The sequence below is a fragment of the Pseudomonas sp. CHM02 genome, from assembly GCF_000612585.1.
GTDB lineage: Bacteria > Pseudomonadota > Gammaproteobacteria > Pseudomonadales > Pseudomonadaceae > Aquipseudomonas.
Window position 1 is genome coordinate 1 of sequence record NZ_JFCA01000010.1, and the last position, 14891, is coordinate 14891.

At 62.0% G+C, this 14891-nt stretch carries 14 protein-coding genes; 8 read left to right on the top strand and 6 right to left on the bottom strand.

Annotation, left to right across the window (positions count from 1 at the left end):
* Positions 1 to 158: 158 nt before the first annotated feature.
* Entirely contained in the window at positions 159 to 3005 is a 2847-nt protein-coding gene (gene rapA, locus BM70_RS0106830; RefSeq protein ID WP_025855309.1) for an RNA polymerase-associated protein RapA, read from the bottom strand.
* A gap of 219 nt (positions 3006 to 3224) precedes the next feature.
* On the opposite strand from rapA, the gene BM70_RS0106835 reads away from it, so the two are divergent.
* Entirely contained in the window at positions 3225 to 3566 is a 342-nt protein-coding gene (locus BM70_RS0106835) for a hypothetical protein (protein ID WP_025855310.1), read from the top strand.
* Here BM70_RS0106835 and BM70_RS0106840 read toward each other — a convergent pair.
* From BM70_RS0106840 to BM70_RS0106850, 3 genes are all read right to left on the bottom strand, one after another.
* Positions 3563 to 4744, bottom strand: coding sequence for an aminotransferase class V-fold PLP-dependent enzyme (locus BM70_RS0106840; protein WP_025855311.1), 1182 nt, complete (start codon positions 4742 to 4744; stop codon positions 3563 to 3565). The two genes, BM70_RS0106835 and BM70_RS0106840, sit on opposite strands and share 4 nt — an antisense overlap.
* Positions 4741 to 5211 (bottom strand): RidA family protein, encoded by a 471-nt coding sequence (locus tag BM70_RS0106845; protein WP_025855312.1) that lies wholly within the window; start codon positions 5209 to 5211, stop codon positions 4741 to 4743. The genes BM70_RS0106840 and BM70_RS0106845 overlap by 4 nt, the downstream gene beginning before the upstream one ends.
* Before the next feature lie 90 nt (positions 5212 to 5301).
* Positions 5302 to 6168 carry a LysR substrate-binding domain-containing protein gene (locus BM70_RS0106850; protein ID WP_025855313.1) on the bottom strand — a complete coding sequence of 289 codons (867 nt, stop codon included), beginning with the start codon at positions 6166 to 6168 and terminating at the stop codon, positions 5302 to 5304.
* A gap of 97 nt (positions 6169 to 6265) precedes the next feature.
* Here BM70_RS0106850 and BM70_RS33030 point away from each other — a divergent pair, with 97 nt between their 5' ends.
* Entirely contained in the window at positions 6266 to 6460 is a 195-nt protein-coding gene (locus BM70_RS33030) for a hypothetical protein (protein ID WP_155952134.1), read from the top strand.
* Positions 6461 to 6603: 143 nt separating this feature from the next.
* On the top strand, positions 6604 to 6720 hold the full coding sequence (gene ccoM, locus BM70_RS33830; RefSeq protein WP_010212341.1) for a cytochrome c oxidase subunit CcoM: 117 nt from the start codon (positions 6604 to 6606) through the stop codon (positions 6718 to 6720).
* 174 nt (positions 6721 to 6894) lie between these two features.
* Here ccoM and BM70_RS0106865 read toward each other — a convergent pair whose 3' ends face one another.
* Positions 6895 to 8370 carry an inorganic phosphate transporter gene (locus BM70_RS0106865; protein ID WP_025855314.1) on the bottom strand — a complete coding sequence of 492 codons (1476 nt, stop codon included), beginning with the start codon at positions 8368 to 8370 and terminating at the stop codon, positions 6895 to 6897.
* 314 nt (positions 8371 to 8684) lie between these two features.
* Positions 8685 to 8885, bottom strand: a complete 201-nt coding sequence (locus BM70_RS0106870; RefSeq protein ID WP_003189295.1) for a hypothetical protein — start codon at positions 8883 to 8885, stop codon at positions 8685 to 8687.
* A gap of 558 nt (positions 8886 to 9443) precedes the next feature.
* Here BM70_RS0106870 and pcaR point away from each other — a divergent pair.
* The 5 genes from pcaR to pcaF all read left to right on the top strand — a co-directional run bounded on the left by pcaR (position 9444) and on the right by pcaF (position 14876).
* Complete coding sequence (gene pcaR, locus BM70_RS0106875) at positions 9444 to 10286, top strand: pca regulon transcriptional regulator PcaR (RefSeq protein WP_025855315.1); 843 nt, start codon at positions 9444 to 9446, stop codon at positions 10284 to 10286.
* Between the two features lie 145 nt (positions 10287 to 10431).
* A complete protein-coding gene (locus BM70_RS0106880; RefSeq protein WP_025855316.1) occupies positions 10432 to 11772 on the top strand; it encodes an MFS transporter in 1341 nt (446 codons plus the stop codon).
* A 265-nt stretch (positions 11773 to 12037) separates the two neighbouring features.
* Positions 12038 to 12895, top strand: coding sequence for a CoA transferase subunit A (locus tag BM70_RS0106885; RefSeq protein WP_025855317.1), 858 nt, complete (start codon positions 12038 to 12040; stop codon positions 12893 to 12895).
* Entirely contained in the window at positions 12895 to 13674 is a 780-nt protein-coding gene (locus BM70_RS0106890) for a CoA-transferase subunit beta (protein WP_025855318.1), read from the top strand. Before BM70_RS0106885 ends, BM70_RS0106890 begins: the two co-directional genes overlap by 1 nt.
* The gene (pcaF, locus tag BM70_RS0106895; RefSeq protein WP_177326537.1) at positions 13671 to 14876 is read left to right on the top strand and encodes a 3-oxoadipyl-CoA thiolase; all 1206 of its coding nucleotides are present in this window, start codon (positions 13671 to 13673) and stop codon (positions 14874 to 14876) included. The genes BM70_RS0106890 and pcaF overlap by 4 nt, the downstream gene beginning before the upstream one ends.
* Positions 14877 to 14891 lie beyond the last annotated feature (15 nt).

Here is a 14891-nt window from a genome sequence, read left to right on the forward strand (position 1 = left end):
GCCGCATTCTTGCAGAAAGAATGCGGCGTTTTTTAGGGGGGCGGCTTCGCCGCCCAGCGCGGGGCAAGCCCGCTCACCACAGCAAGCCCGCTCACCACAGCAAGCCTGCTCAAAACAGCAAGCCCGCTCACCACAGCGAGCCCGCTCACACCGTTAAATCAGCCGGCGACCAACACCCGAATCGCCTCCAGTCGCAGCGCGGCCTTATCGAGCATGGCCAGGCCTTGCTCGCGTTGGTGACGCAGGGCCACGAGCTCGCTGTCACGCACGGTCGGGTTGACCGCCTGCAACGCGGTCAGGCGCGCCAGTTCTTCGTCGGTGTCCGCCGCCAGGCGGCGTTTGGCCTCGGCCACGCGCTCGGCGTGGCGCGGGGTGATCTTCTCTTCGCCGGCGTTGATCCGTGGCGTCAGCTGGTCGCGCTGGGCCTGGATGAACTTGTTGGCGCTGGCGCGTGGCACGCTTTCCAGCTGGTCGTTGAGGGTTTCGAACGACACGCGGCTGGACAGGTCGTTGCCATTGGCATCCAGCAGGCAGCGCAGGGCGGCAGGCGGCAGGTAGCGACCCAGTTGCAGCGAACGCGGGGCAACCACTTCGCTGACGTAGAGCAGTTCCAGCAACACGGTGCCCGGCTTGAGCGCCTTGTTCTTGATCAGCGCCACGGCGGTGTTGCCCATCGAGCCGGACAGCACCAGGTCCATGCCGCCTTGCACCATCGGGTGTTCCCAGGTGATGAACTGCATGTCTTCACGCGACAGCGCCTGGTTACGGTCGTAGGTGATGGTCACACCTTCGTCGTCACCCAGGGGGAAGCTGGCGTCGAGCATTTTTTCGCTGGGCTTGAGGATCAGCGCGTTTTCCGAATGGTCTTCGCTGTCGATGCCGAACGCGTCGAACAGGGTTTCCATATAGATCGGCAGCGCGAACTGGTCGTCTTGCTCGAGGATGTCTTCCACCAGCGCATCGCCTTCACCCGCGCCGCCGGAGTTGAGCTCCAGCAAGCGGTCGCGACCGGTGTGCAGCTCTTCTTCCAGGCGCTCGCGCTCGGCACGGGCCTCGTCGATCAGGGCTTGCCACTCGCCGTCGTCGGCGTTTTCCAGCAGCGGCAGCAGGCGCGGGCCAAACTGATGCTGCAAGGCGTTGCCGGTCGGGCAGGTGTTGAGGAAGGCGTTCAGCGCTTCGTGGTACCACTGGAACAGGCGCTCTTGCGGGCTGGTTTCCAGGTACGGCACGTGCAGTTCGATCACGTGTTTCTGGCCGATCCGGTCCAGACGGCCGATCCGCTGTTCCAGCAGGTCGGGGTGGGACGGCAGGTCGAACAGCACCAGGTGGTGGGAGAACTGGAAGTTGCGGCCTTCACTGCCGATTTCGGAGCAGATCAGCACCTGGGCGCCAAACTCTTCATCGGCGAAGTACGCGGCGGCGCGGTCGCGCTCGAGGATGTTCATGCCCTCGTGGAACACCGTGGCCGGGATGCCGGAACGCACGCGCAGAGCGTCTTCCAGGTCCATGGCGGTTTCGGCGTGGGCGCAGATCACCAGGACCTTGGTGCGCTTGAGCATTTTCAGTTGGTCGATCAGCCACTCGACCCGTGGGTCGAAGCGCCACCAACGATTTTCTTCTTCGACATCCGGCTGCGACTGGAAGCTGACTTCCGGGTACAGCTCGGCGTGTTCGCCCAGCGGCAACTCCAGGTACTCGTCCGGGTTCGGCAGCGGATAGGCGTGCAGCTTGCGTTCCGGGAAGCCCTGCACGGCGGCGCGGGTGTTGCGGAACAGCACGCGGCCGGTACCGTGGCGGTCGAGCAGCTCACGCACCAGGCGTGCGCTGGCTTCGGTGTCGCCATCGTTGACGGCGGTGAGCAGGGCTTCACCTTCGTTGCCGAGGAAACCCTGGATGGTCGTATGTGCGGCGGGCGAAAGGCGACCCTTGTCCAGCAGCTCCTGCACGGCTTCCGCCACCGGGCGATAGTTTTCGCTTTCGGCGCGGAAGGCCTGCAGATCGTGGAAGCGGTTTGGGTCCAGCAGGCGCAGGCGCGCGAAGTGGCTGTCCTGGCCCAGCTGTTCCGGGGTGGCGGTGAGCAGCAGCACGCCAGGAATCACCTCGGCCAGTTGCTCGACCAGCGCGTATTCCGGGCTGACGTTGTCTTCATGCCACACCAGGTGGTGGGCTTCGTCGACGACCAGCAGGTCCCAGCCGGCAGCGAACAGCGCGTCTTGGGCTTTCTCGTCGTCCACCAGCCACTCCAGCGCCACCAGGGCGAGTTGAGTGTCTTCGAACGGGTTGGTGGCATCGCTTTCGATAAAACGTTCTTCGTCGAACAGCGCAACCTGCAGGTTGAAACGGCGGCGCATTTCCACCAGCCATTGGTGCTGCAGGTTTTCCGGGACCAGGATCAACACGCGGCTGGCGCGGCCCGACAGCAATTGGCGATGGATCACCAGGCCGGCTTCGATGGTCTTGCCCAGGCCCACTTCGTCGGCCAGCAATACCCGTGGCGCGATACGGTCAGCGACTTCACGGGCGATGTGCAGTTGGTGCGCGATCGGTTGCGCACGCACGCCACCCAGGCCCCACAGCGCAGACTGCAATTGGCGGCTGGTGTGTTCCAGGGTGTGGTAGCGCAGCGAGAACCAGGCCAGCGGGTCGATCTGCCCGGCGAACAGACGGTCGCTGGCCAGGCGGAACTGGATGAAGTTGGACAGTTGGGTTTCCGGCAGGGTGACCTGCTCGTTCTGCCCATTGAGGCCGTGGTACACCAGCAGGCCGTCGACGTCGTCGACTTCCTGCACGGTCATTTTCCAGCCTTCGAAGTGGGTGATGGTGTCGCCCGGCGAAAACCTCACGCGGGTGAGGGGCGCATTCCGTAGCGCATACTGGCGGGTGTCGCCAGTGGCCGGATAGAGCACGGTCAACAAGCGGCCGTCCTGTGCCAGAACGGTGCCTAACCCCAGCTCTGCTTCGCTGTCACTAATCCAGCGTTGCCCCGGTTGATACTGCTGCGCCATGCTGCCTGACTCCCGCCGTGAAAAAGCCGACTATCTTAACGGAACAAGCCCCCACGCCCAAGGACTCTGACAAAAACTACTCCGTTGGCACGGCGCATCGGAAGTTGAATCGACGGGTGGCGGGCACTTGCGAGTGTCGACTGGGTCACAGGTTGGCGAGCCTGTGCTCAAGTCGCCCTGCAACCCGCCGAAAGCCTGTTGATCAGGAGAATAATCACTATGCTGCCACCCATGCTGCCCGTCAGCGTTGTGCCGGTAACGTCACAACTCGATCCGGTGCGCCAGAAGCCGGATATCCCGCCCGTGGTGCCAGTTCAGGCGGGCTCCAACGAAAGCACCATCGACCTGAAAAAGGGCGATGCCGAGCAGTCGACCTTTTTGCTGCGCGAAGAACAGCGTCGCCAGCAGGAACAGCAGAAACGCCGGCGCGAGGCCGACGAAGACCCGGAGCAGCACTTGGCCATTCCGGGGGATCTGCTCAACGCCGACAACACCGTGCCGGTGGTGCCGCTGATCGAAGACGCGCCACGCCAGGGCCTGTGGGTGGACGTCGAGGTTTAGTCGCGCAATGCCTGCAGGGCCGCTATCAGCAATTCGATATCGTGTTCGGTATTGAGTGGGCTGACAGAGACCCGCGCCACGCTTTCAAGGCCCCGAGCCTGCATATCCAGAGGCGTGTACGCCACGCCGTTGGCGCCGATGTTGATGCGCTTCAACCCCAGTCGCCGCTTGAGTTCGAAGGCATCCCAGCCGGCCAGGTTGAAGGCGATCAAGCCGGATTGGCGAATGCCCAGGTCATGCAGGGTAATGCCCGCCATCCCACGCAACGCTTCGCGGATCCGCTCGCTGGTGTGCGAAACCCTTTCCCACACGCGCTCGACGCCCAGTCGATTCATCTCCTGCAATGCATTGCCCAGCCCGGCCAGCAGGGCGAAGGAGCTTTCGCTGGTTTCAAATCGCCGCGCGTCATTGCGCAGGTCGAAGCCCTGGGCGGTCCAGGGCGCTGAAAACACGTCACGCTGAGCGGGGTTCAATCGCTCGAGGAACTCCGGCCGCACATACAGCAGTGCCGTACCGCGCGGCCCTCGCAGGTGCTTGCGCCCGGCCGATTTGAGCACATCGCACTGCAGCGCATGCACATCCACGGGCACCTGGCCGACGGCTTGGCCGGCGTCGATGAAATAGGGGATAGCGTGACGCCTGGCCACGTCGCCGATGGCCTGGGCGGGGTTGATCAGGCCGCCGTTGGCCGGGAGCCAGGTCAGATCGATCAACTTCACCCTGGCATCGATCATCGACTCCAGCGCCAGCGGGCAGACGGCGCCGCTTACATCGCAAGGGATGACCTCCACCCGCGCACCCGCTTGCACCGCCAGGTCCATGCTGGCCAGGTTGCCACCCCATTCGTGGCGACCGACCAGAATGCGATCACCCGGCTGCCACGGCCCCAAGGCCTGGAACGCCATGCTCCAGGCGGTCGAGCCACTGCTGGCAAACGCGATTGATGAGGCGGGGGCATTGAGCAGGTGTGCGGCGGCGCGGCGGGCTTTTTCCACCAGCACGGCGCCATGTTCGCCGGCCTCCATCGGGCCGTCGCGGGCCTCCCGCTGCAGTTGCTCGATGATTGCGTCGAGGGTCGCCTGGCTGGGCAGGGAGGCTCCGGCATGGTTGAAGTGCACGATGCCGGACTGGCAGCCAGGCGTGTCATCCCGCAACTGCTTAACCTCGGCCGGGCTCATGGGCGCAGCTCGAAAATCGCATCAACCTCCACTGCTACACCGGCCGGCAGGCTGGAAACGCCTACGGCGGTGCGCACGTGCCGGCCCTTTTCGCCGAGGGCGTTGACCAGCAGGTTGGAGGCACCGTTGGCGACCACGCTTTGTTGCTTGAAATCGCCGCTGCTGGCGATAAACACACCCAGGCGCACGGTGCGCACCAGGCGTGACAGGTCATCACCCAGGGCATCGCTCAATTGCCCCAGCAGGCCCAGGGCCGCCAACTCCGCCGCGCGTGCACCGTCGTCATCGCTGACGGACTCACCCAACCGGCCGACGTAGGCGGGTTTACCGTCCACCAGCGGAATCTGCCCGGAGACGAACAACTGGTGCTGGCTCACGACATGGTTGATGTAGTTGGCAATCGGCTGGCTGGGCGTGGGCAGCGTGAGGCCCAGGGCTTGCACGCGTTGGCGGATGGAGTCGCTCATGATCAATCCTCTCTGTTCAGGAGGTTTCAGCATGTGGGTTGCCTTGGTGAGCGACAAACGGATAGATCTCACGCGACGTATCGAAATAACTCACGCGTCGGCACAGGCGTCCTTGAGCCACTGGCTGAAACATGCGGCGGCTTCGCTGGTGATGCCTTGGGGGGCGATGAGCCAATAGCCGATGTCGCTGCGATACGGCGGCCAGTCGAAGGCCTCCACCAGGCTGCCGTCCTGCAGCCGGCGTTCGATCAAGCGATGACGGCCCATGGCGATGCCTTGGCCGGCCACGGCGGCTTCGACCACGATGTTGTAGTCGTGCAGCATCACGCGGGGATGGTGGGTGAGGTCAACGTGGTAGTGCTCGGACCAATCGGTCCATTCAAACGGGCGGTGGGAAGTGGCCATCAGCAGGGGGCTGTCATGCTTGGCCTTGAAGGTCGGGCTGCACACCGGGGAGATGACTTCCGGCATCAGTCGCGTGGCCTGCACATCGGGCCAGTCGCCCTTGCCGTAACGGATGGCCAGGTCGACCTCGGCGCCGGCCACGTCCGCCAACTGGATCGCCGGCAACAACTCCACCTGGATATGCGGATAGCGGTTGAGGAACCCGGCCAGGCGCGGAGCCAGCCACAGGGTGGCGAAGGACGCCAGCAGGCCGACGCGTAGCACGGTGGTGCTGGGGGCTGTTCTCTGGGCACGGGTGGCGGCGGCAATGGCGTCGAGGGCCGGGCGGATCTCGTCGTAGTACTGTTGGCCGTCGGCGGTCAGATCGATCGCGCGGGTGCGTCGGATAAACAGCGGTTTGCCCAGGTGCTGCTCAAGTTTCTGCACCTGATGACTGAGGGCGCTCTGGGTCACCGACAACTCGTTCGCCGCCTTGATAAAGCTCAAATGCCGCGCCACGGCTTCGAAGGCGCGCAGGGCCAGCAACGGCGGAAGGTCCTTGTGCAGTGCCACCTCAGTGCGCCTCCTGGTTCGGGAAAGGGCTGATTTTGTTCGATGGCCCGCCTTTTGTCGCCGGCTGATTTGCCGTTGGGCGGGGGAGGCCGCATTATTGAGCCATTCCCTTTACGACGTAAGCCAAGCCATGAGTGAAGACGACAAGCTGATCGACCTGAATGCCGAACGTGCCAAGCGTGTGCATGACCTCAATGACAAGCGCCTGAATGAAGTGCGTCAGGCCTTTGAACAGGCAATGCCATTGGGTAAAGTTAAGAAGAAACCGAAGAACAAACCGAAAAAGCGCTGAAAATACCTGCATCCATTGATGCAGGTCAGTTATTGCCCTTCTTTACGCCCCGTCGCGGGCGACATTGATCCCCGTCAATTTTCCATTTCGCCTTCTCCATTAACTTAGCCCTATCGCAACAGGGCAAGTGCAGGAGGCCGGTCATGTTTATCGATAATGTGGTGTTTGCCGGAGTGCTGACTGTGAGCCTCATGGTGATGTTTTTTGTAGGGTTTGGAATTTTTATCTGGAAAGACGCGAACAAGCGTAAAAAACCATAGGTTTTTCCAGGTTACATGAGCACGCAAGGCATTTTGGGCGACTTCGGTCGCCCTTTTTTTGCGTTCGAATTAACGCGATGACCTGTGGGGGCCGGCAAGCCGGCGCCTACAGAACGAACATAAAAAAAGGTGCGAGCCTTGCGGATCGCACCTTTTTTCATTGCGGCTGGGTTATCAGCTACCCAGCGCCTTGGAAGCCAACCAGAACAACCCGGCCGACAGCGCCACGGTCGCTGGCAGGGTCAGCACCCAGGCCATCAGGATGGTTTTCACCGTGCCACCTTGCAGGCCGCTTTTGTTCGCGACCATGGTACCGGCCACACCCGACGACAGTACGTGGGTGGTGGACACTGGCAGGGCGAAGATGTTGGCGAAGCCAATCATGGTCGCAGTGGTGATCTGCGCCGACATGCCCTGGGCATAGGTCATGCCCTGCTTGCCAATCTTCTCGCCGATGGTCAGAACCACACGCTTCCAGCCCACCATGGTGCCCAGGCCCAAGGCCAGCGCGACGGCGAGGATTACCCAGAACGGTGCGTATTCGGTGGTGGCGGTCAGGTCCTTGCGCAGCTTGTCGAGGTCGGACTTCTCACGGGCATCCAGGCCTGGCAGCTTGCCGACTTTCTTCGCGGTGTCGTCCAGGCAAAGCAGGTAACGACGCACTTCAATGCGCTGATCGGCAGTCAGCGAATGGTAGTCGGACACGCCTTTCAAGGTGTTGACGAGCGCGTTGATGGTCGGCTCGGTCTGCTGCGGGTTGCACTGGAACTTGCCCGGCAGATCGTCCTTCACGCTTTTGCCCAGCGCCAGGAACTCGCCGAGCGTGGCGTTATTGCGCTGGTAGAACTGGCTCAAATGCACGGTCGCATCGCGAGTACGTTCGATCTGGTAAGTGGTGCTGCCCAGGTCGAGTACGAACTGTGCCGGCACGATACCGATCAGCACCAGCATGATCAGGCCGATACCTTTCTGACCGTCGTTGGAACCGTGCACGAAGCTCACGGCCATGGCGGAGATCACCAGGACCAGGCGGTTCCAGAATGGCGGGTGCTTCTTGTCATCGAGCTTGCGGCGCTGGTCCGGGGTCTTGTGCATCTTGGACAACGGACGCCACCACTTCAGGCAGATCAGCACCAGAGCTGCGACCAGGAAGCCGGCCATCGGCGAGAACACCAGGGAGGCACCGATATCCACCGCTTTCTGCCAGTTCACACCGTCAGCCAGGGGGATGTCGTTGATCAGGGCGTTGGCCAGGCCGACACCGAGGATCGAGCCGATCAGGGTGTGGGAACTGGAGGCGGGGATGCCGAAGTACCAGGTGCCCAGGTTCCAGGTGATCGCTGCCGCCAACAAGGAGAAGACCATTGCCAAGCCATGGCCGGTATTCACATTGATCAGCAACTCCACCGGCAGCAAGTGCACGATGGCGTAGGCGACACCGACACCACCGAGCAACACGCCGAGGAAGTTGAACACCCCGGAGAAGAACACGGCCAGGTGTGGCGGCATGGCTTTGGTATAGATGACTGTGGCCACCGCGTTAGCGGTGTCATGAAAGCCATTGATGAACTCGAAGGCGAGGACAAAGGCCAGGGCGAGCAACAGGCTCACTAGAACCCAAGCATCCAGTCCGCTGAATAAATCGATCATGAAGGTTTTCTGACCCGGTCGTAAGGGGGCGCGATTATGCCAGAAAACCTCGGTAATCGATGCACTAGCTGCTCATCGGTAACAATCTTCCCTGAAAAAAATCCTGGGAAAGGCGTGCATCCCAGGGTTTTCGGGGCTTTGGCAAGTCTTTGATTTATAACGCAGAGGGGCCTCGGGATGCGGTGTTGTCACAAAATTGTCACGGCTGAAACATTTATATGAAATTTTACCGTCGGTAGTAGGAAGCCAGGTAGCTGGCTGCTAGCTATGTGCCAGCAGCCGAGGCCGAAACCTGGAAGTTCAAACCGAATCGCTTATGGCTCTTCGGTCTTGAGTTCCTGTTCAATCTTTTGGATTTCCTGTGCAAAGGCCTGGTCAAGCAGGCTGGCTCGTTTGCGCCATGGTTTGCGTTCAGGTTCAGGCTGGGCGGCGTAGGTGGTGACTTCCCCGCCGTAAACGTCCTTGTAACGTTGCTCCTGGCGCTCAAGTTCCGCGCGCAGTTCATCTTTCGTCACATCGTTACCTAATTGAGTTGAGAGTAAATACGTTGCAGCGTTATGCCGGAATGCGCCCTCGGGTTGTTCCAAGTTGATTCGCGAGAGCGTTCAACTTCGGAATCGGCATGGCGGCACTTATTGAGTGCAGTCATTCGCGGCAGGTAGTTGCAATCGACAATGCACAGCGTGTGCATCACCTGGCGAGTTCCGGTTCCGATCATGAGACCGGGCGGACCTGCGCATAGATTGCATTATAGCGGCGCATTCGAATAACACTATCGGCATAAAGTTAAAAACCGTCAACTTTGTGTGAGGGTTTTGTTACACGGGTGCGTCGGTAATTGCACAAATTCTGGCGTCATAAATTCATTCCAACTTCAAACGTTATTAAAACCCACGCAGTGTTGTTCAGTCCGGCATGCGGTTCATGGTGGGGCGCCAGCAAATTGCGATAATCGAATGACTGTCCGATAATCGCACAATGTTGTCGGCCTTGCCTTGTGCATCCCGGCTGACGCGGCTTGTAATAGCGGCCAAACCTCCCCTGCGGTTGACAATAAGAGAAAGGATCACGACATGAACGATCAATTGCGCAACTCTTTCGCGTCAGTGGCGCCGCCGATCGTTGCCTCTCCGGCCAAGCGTATCCAGGCCTTTACCGGTGATCCGGACTTCATGACCTCCCTGGCCCGTGGCCTGGCCGTGGTGCAGGCCTTCCAGGAACGCAAGCGCCACCTCACCATCGCGCAGATCAGCCACCGCACGGAAATCCCCCGTGCCGCCGTGCGTCGTTGCCTGCACACCCTGATCAAGCTCGGCTACGCCACCACTGACGGGCGCACCTATTCGCTATTGCCCAAAGTGCTGACCCTCGGCCATGCCTACCTGTCGTCCACCCCGCTGGCGGTGTCGGCCCAGCCCTATCTGGACCGCATGAGCGAGCAACTCCACGAAGCCTGCAACATGGCCACCCTCGAAGGCGACGACATTCTCTACATCGCCCGTTCGGCCACCACCCAGCGCCTGATTTCCGTCGACCTGTCGGTGGGCGGGCGGCTTCCGGCCTATTGCACCTCCATGGGCCGCATTCTGCTCGCGGCGCTGGACGACGCCTCGCTGCAGGATTATCTCGACCACGCCGACCTGCAAACCAAGACCAGCCGCACCCTTACCACGCCCGAAGCGCTGTTCGAATGCCTGCAACAAGTGCGTCAGCAGGGCTGGTGCATCGTCGATCAGGAGCTGGAGCAGGGCCTGCGTTCCATTGCCGTGCCCGTGTATGACGCCTCGGGCCAGGTGTTGGCCGCGCTGAATGTCAGCACGCACGCCGGCCGGGTCAGCCGTAGCGAGCTGGAACAGCGTTTTCTGCCGAGCATGCTCAGTGCCAGCCGCGAGTTGAGTGCGCAACTGTTTGCTTAAGCTGTTCGGTGACCGCACAGATCCCGGTTTGGTCAATTGACGGTATTTCCCCTGGCTCATTAATGTGCGGCAGCGCTGTTAGCGCGCCCCAATAACAACGATGACCCCAGGTCGTCAGCCCGCCATCGGTGTGGAAATAAAAACAATGAATCAGCCATCTGTCGGTACTCCGTTGGACGTCCAGTCCTTCATCAACACCCAGCCACTGTCGCGTTATCAGTGGCGTGTGGTGATCCTGTGTTTCCTGATTGTCTTCCTGGATGGCCTCGACACTGCCGCCATGGGGTTCATCGCGCCTGCGTTGTCCCAGGATTGGGGCATCGACCGCGCCAGCCTTGGCCCGGTGATGAGTGCTGCGTTGATCGGCATGGTGTTTGGCGCGCTGGGCTCCGGCCCGCTGGCGGATCGCTTCGGGCGCAAAGTGGTGCTGGTGGGCGCGGTGCTGGTGTTTGGCGCATTCAGCCTGGCGTCGGCCTACAGCAGCAACGTCGATCAGTTGCTGGTGCTGCGCTTCCTCACCGGACTGGGTTTGGGCGCCGGCATGCCGAATGCCACCACGCTGTTGTCCGAGTACACCCCCGAACGCCACAAGTCGCTGCTGGTGACCAGCATGTTCTGCGGCTTCAACCTCGGCATGGCGGGTGGCGGGTTTATCTCGGCCAAGCTGATCCCGGCATTCGGTTGGCACAGTCTGCTGCTGATCGGTGGCATCCTGCCGTTGATCCTGGCGTTGGTGCTACTGGTGTGGCTGCCGGAATCGGCGCGCTACCTGGTGGTGCGCAATCGGGGGACCGACAAAGTGCGCAAGACCTTGTCACCCATCGAGCCTTCTATCGTGGCCCAGGCCAGCAGCTTCAGCGTGCCCGAGCAGAAAACCGTCAAGGCCCGCAACGTGTTCGCGGTGATCTTTTCCGGCACCTACAGCGCCGGCACGTTGTTGCTGTGGCTGACTTATTTCATGGGCCTGGTGATTGTGTACCTGCTCACCAGTTGGCTGCCGACCCTGATGCGCGACAGCGGCGCGAGCATGGAACAGGCGGCGTTTATCGGTGCGCTGTTCCAGTTTGGTGGTGTGTTGAGCGCAGTGGCGGTGGGGTGGGCAATGGACCGCTTCAACCCCCACAAAGTCATCGGTACTTTCTACCTGTTGGCCGGGGTATTTGCCTACGCAGTCGGGCAGAGCCTGGGCAACATCACCCTGTTGGCGACCCTGGTACTGATCGCCGGGATGTGCGTCAACGGTGCGCAATCGGCGATGCCGTCCCTGGCCGCACGCTTCTACCCGACCCAGGGCCGCGCCACCGGTGTGTCGTGGATGCTGGGTATCGGTCGCTTCGGCGCGATCCTGGGTGCATGGATGGGCGCGACCTTGCTCGGCCTGGGCTGGAACTTCGAGCAGGTGCTCACCGCGCTGGTGATCCCCGCCGCGTTGGCCACGGCCGCTGTCGTTATCAAAGGAATGGTCAGCCACGCCGATGCTACCTGATCATGGCCGCTTTTCCTGTGGGCGCTGGCTTGCCTGCGATGCAGGCGACTCGGTATGCAAGTGACACTGCGGCGATGCCATCGCAGGCAAGCCTGCTCCCACATTGACCGCGTTCCTCCAGATTATTAGTCAGGCAACAATCTGTTCGATAATCGAACGCTGAGTCGATTATCGGATTGTTTGGCCCATTACCCCGGCTTAATCTTCAAAGCACTTCGGCGCCACCTCAGCGCCTTTTTCGATCCACACCGGGAGCCCGAACCCCATGGCTGAAATCCTCGCGCTGCGTGACGCGGTGAAGCAATTTGTGAACGACGGCGATACCGTCGCCCTCGAAGGCTTCACCCATCTGATCCCTACGGCAGCAGGTCATGAAATCATTCGTCAGGGTAAGAAAGACCTGACGCTGGTGCGTATGACGCCTGACCTGATCTACGACCAGTTGATCGGTGCCGGCTGCGCCCGCAAGCTGATTTTCTCCTGGGGCGGCAACCCGGGCGTGGGCTCCCTGCATCGCCTGCGCGACGCGGTCGAGAAGCAATGGCCGCAACCGCTGGAAATTGAAGAACACAGTCACGCCGACCTGGCCAATGCCTACGTCGCCGGTGCATCGGGCCTGCCGTTCGCGGTGTTGCGGGCCTACGCCGGTTCCGACCTGCCCAAGGTCAATCCGCTGATCAAGACCGTCACCTGTCCGTTCACCGGCGAAGTGCTGGCAGCGGTGCCGTCGGTACGTCCGGATGTCACCGTGATCCACGCGCAAAAGGCCGACCGCAAGGGCAACGTGTTGCTATGGGGCATTCTCGGCGTGCAGAAGGAAGCGGCCCTGGCGGCCAAGCGCTGCATCGTCACCGTCGAAGAAATCGTCGACGACCTCAATGCCCCCATGAACAGCTGCGTGCTGCCGACCTGGGCCCTGACGGCGGTGTGCCATGTCCCTGGTGGCGCGCACCCGTCCTACGCCCATGGTTACAACGAGCGCGACAATCGCTTCTACCAGGCGTGGGACCCGATCGCCCGTGACCGTGGGACCTTTACCGCTTGGATCAACGAATACATCCACGGCACGGCCGATTTCAATGAATTCCAGGCCAAGCTGGCCACCGCGCAGGAGGCCCAGTAATGGCTTACTCGACCAATGAAATGATGACCGTCGCCGCTGCGCGCCGTCTCAAGAACGGCTCCGTCTGCTTCGTCGGCATCGGTCTGCCGTCCAAGGCGGCCAACCTGGCGCGCCTGACCTCGTCGCCGGACGTGGTGCTGATCTACGAGTCCGGCCCGATCGGCGCCAAGCCCTCCGTATTGCCCCTGTCCATCGGTGATGGCGAGTTGGCTGAAACTGCGGATACCGTGGTGCCCACCGGTGAGATCTTTCGCTACTGGCTGCAGGGCGGACGCATTGACGTGGGCTTTCTCGGCGCCGCCCAGGTGGACCGCTTCGGCAACATCAACACCACCGTGGTCGGTGACTACCACCAGCCCAAAGTACGCCTGCCGGGTGCCGGCGGCGCACCGGAGATCGCCGGTTCGGCCAAGAGCGTGCTGATCATCCTCAAGCAATCGGCGCGGTCGTTTGTCGACAAACTGGACTTCATCACCTCGGTCGGCCACGGCGAAGGCGGCGACTCGCGTAAACGCCTGGGCCTGCCGGGCGCAGGGCCTGTAGGGATCATTACCGACCTGTGCATCATGGAGCCGGAAGCGGGCACCCATGAATTCGTGGTCACCGCGCTGCACCCTGGCGTGACCCGTGAGCAAGTGGTGGCTGCCACCGGTTGGGCGATTCGTTTTGCCGACCAGGTCGACACCACCGCCGAACCGACTGAAGTAGAGCTGACCGCCCTGCGTGACCTTGAAGCACGCACCGCGGCCGCCCACGGCCAAGCGCCGGGAGAAGCCTGATGCGCGACGTATTTATCTGTGATGCCATTCGTACCCCCATCGGCCGTTTCGGCGGTGGCCTGTCTACCGTGCGTGCCGATGATTTGGCGGCGCTGCCGATCAAGGCCCTGATCGAACGCAACCCGTCGGTGGACTGGAATGCCGTCGATGAAGTGTTCCTCGGCTGCGCCAACCAGGCCGGTGAAGACAACCGCAACGTGGCGCGCATGGCGTTGTTGCTGGCGGGGTTGCCGGAGAGCATTCCGGGCGTGACCCTCAACCGCTTGTGCGCCTCGGGGATGGATGCGATCGGCACCGCCTTCCGCGCCATCGCCAGCGGCGAAATGGAACTGGCGATTGCCGGTGGCGTCGAGTCGATGTCCCGCGCGCCGTTCGTGATGGGCAAGGCCGACGCTGCGTTCTCGCGCAACATGAAGCTGGAAGACACCACCATCGGCTGGCGTTTTATCAACCCGTTGATGAAGGCGCAGTACGGCGTAGATGCGATGCCGCAGACCGCCGACAACGTTGCCGACGATTACAACGTGTCCCGCGCCGACCAGGACGCCTTCGCCCTGCGCAGCCAGCAACGCACTGCTGCGGCTCAGGCCGCCGGCTTTTTCGCCGAAGAAATCGTGCCGGTACGGGTTGCGCATAAAAAAGGCGAAACCGTCGTCGAGCACGATGAACACCCACGGGCCGATACCACTCTGGAAGCCCTGACCAAGCTCAAGCCGGTCAACGGCCCCGACAAGACCGTCACCGCCGGCAACGCCTCGGGTGTGAATGATGGTGCAGCGGCGCTGATCCTGGCCTCCGCCGAAGCGGTCAAGCAACACGGCCTGACCGCCCGTGCCCGCGTATTGGGCATGGCCAGCGCTGGTGTCGCGCCGCGTGTGATGGGCATCGGCCCGGTGCCGGCCGTGCGCAAACTGGTGGAGCGCCTTGGCCTGGCAGTCACTGACTTTGACGTCATCGAACTCAACGAAGCCTTTGCCAGCCAAGGCCTGGCGGTGCTGCGCGAACTGGGCATCGCCGACGACGCGCCGCAGGTCAACCCGAACGGCGGCGCCATCGCCCTCGGCCACCCGCTGGGCATGAGCGGTGCGCGGCTGGTGCTGACAGCCCTGCATCAACTCGAGAAAACCGGTGGCAGCAAGGGCCTGGCGACCATGTGCGTGGGCGTCGGCCAAGGCTTGGCCCTGGCGATTGAACGCATCTAATAAGAGAGGATTGCT

What these genes read in the sequence shown, in the direction of transcription:
- BM70_RS0106835 (WP_025855310.1), top strand. Translation starts at nt 3,225, where the DNA reads ATGCTGCCACCCATGCTGCCCGTCAGCGTTGTGCCGGTAACGTCACAA.
- BM70_RS0106845 (WP_025855312.1), bottom strand. Translation starts at nt 5,211, where the DNA reads ATGAGCGACTCCATCCGCCAACGCGTGCAAGCCCTGGGCCTCACGCTG.
- BM70_RS0106885 (WP_025855317.1), top strand. Translation starts at nt 12,038, where the DNA reads ATGGCTGAAATCCTCGCGCTGCGTGACGCGGTGAAGCAATTTGTGAAC.
- ccoM (WP_010212341.1), top strand. Translation starts at nt 6,604, where the DNA reads ATGTTTATCGATAATGTGGTGTTTGCCGGAGTGCTGACTGTGAGCCTC.
- BM70_RS0106865 (WP_025855314.1), bottom strand. Translation starts at nt 8,370, where the DNA reads ATGATCGATTTATTCAGCGGACTGGATGCTTGGGTTCTAGTGAGCCTG.
- BM70_RS0106880 (WP_025855316.1), top strand. Translation starts at nt 10,432, where the DNA reads ATGAATCAGCCATCTGTCGGTACTCCGTTGGACGTCCAGTCCTTCATC.
- pcaR (WP_025855315.1), top strand. Translation starts at nt 9,444, where the DNA reads ATGAACGATCAATTGCGCAACTCTTTCGCGTCAGTGGCGCCGCCGATC.
- BM70_RS0106840 (WP_025855311.1), bottom strand. Translation starts at nt 4,744, where the DNA reads ATGAGCCCGGCCGAGGTTAAGCAGTTGCGGGATGACACGCCTGGCTGC.
- BM70_RS0106890 (WP_025855318.1), top strand. Translation starts at nt 12,895, where the DNA reads ATGGCTTACTCGACCAATGAAATGATGACCGTCGCCGCTGCGCGCCGT.
- rapA (WP_025855309.1), bottom strand. Translation starts at nt 3,005, where the DNA reads ATGGCGCAGCAGTATCAACCGGGGCAACGCTGGATTAGTGACAGCGAA.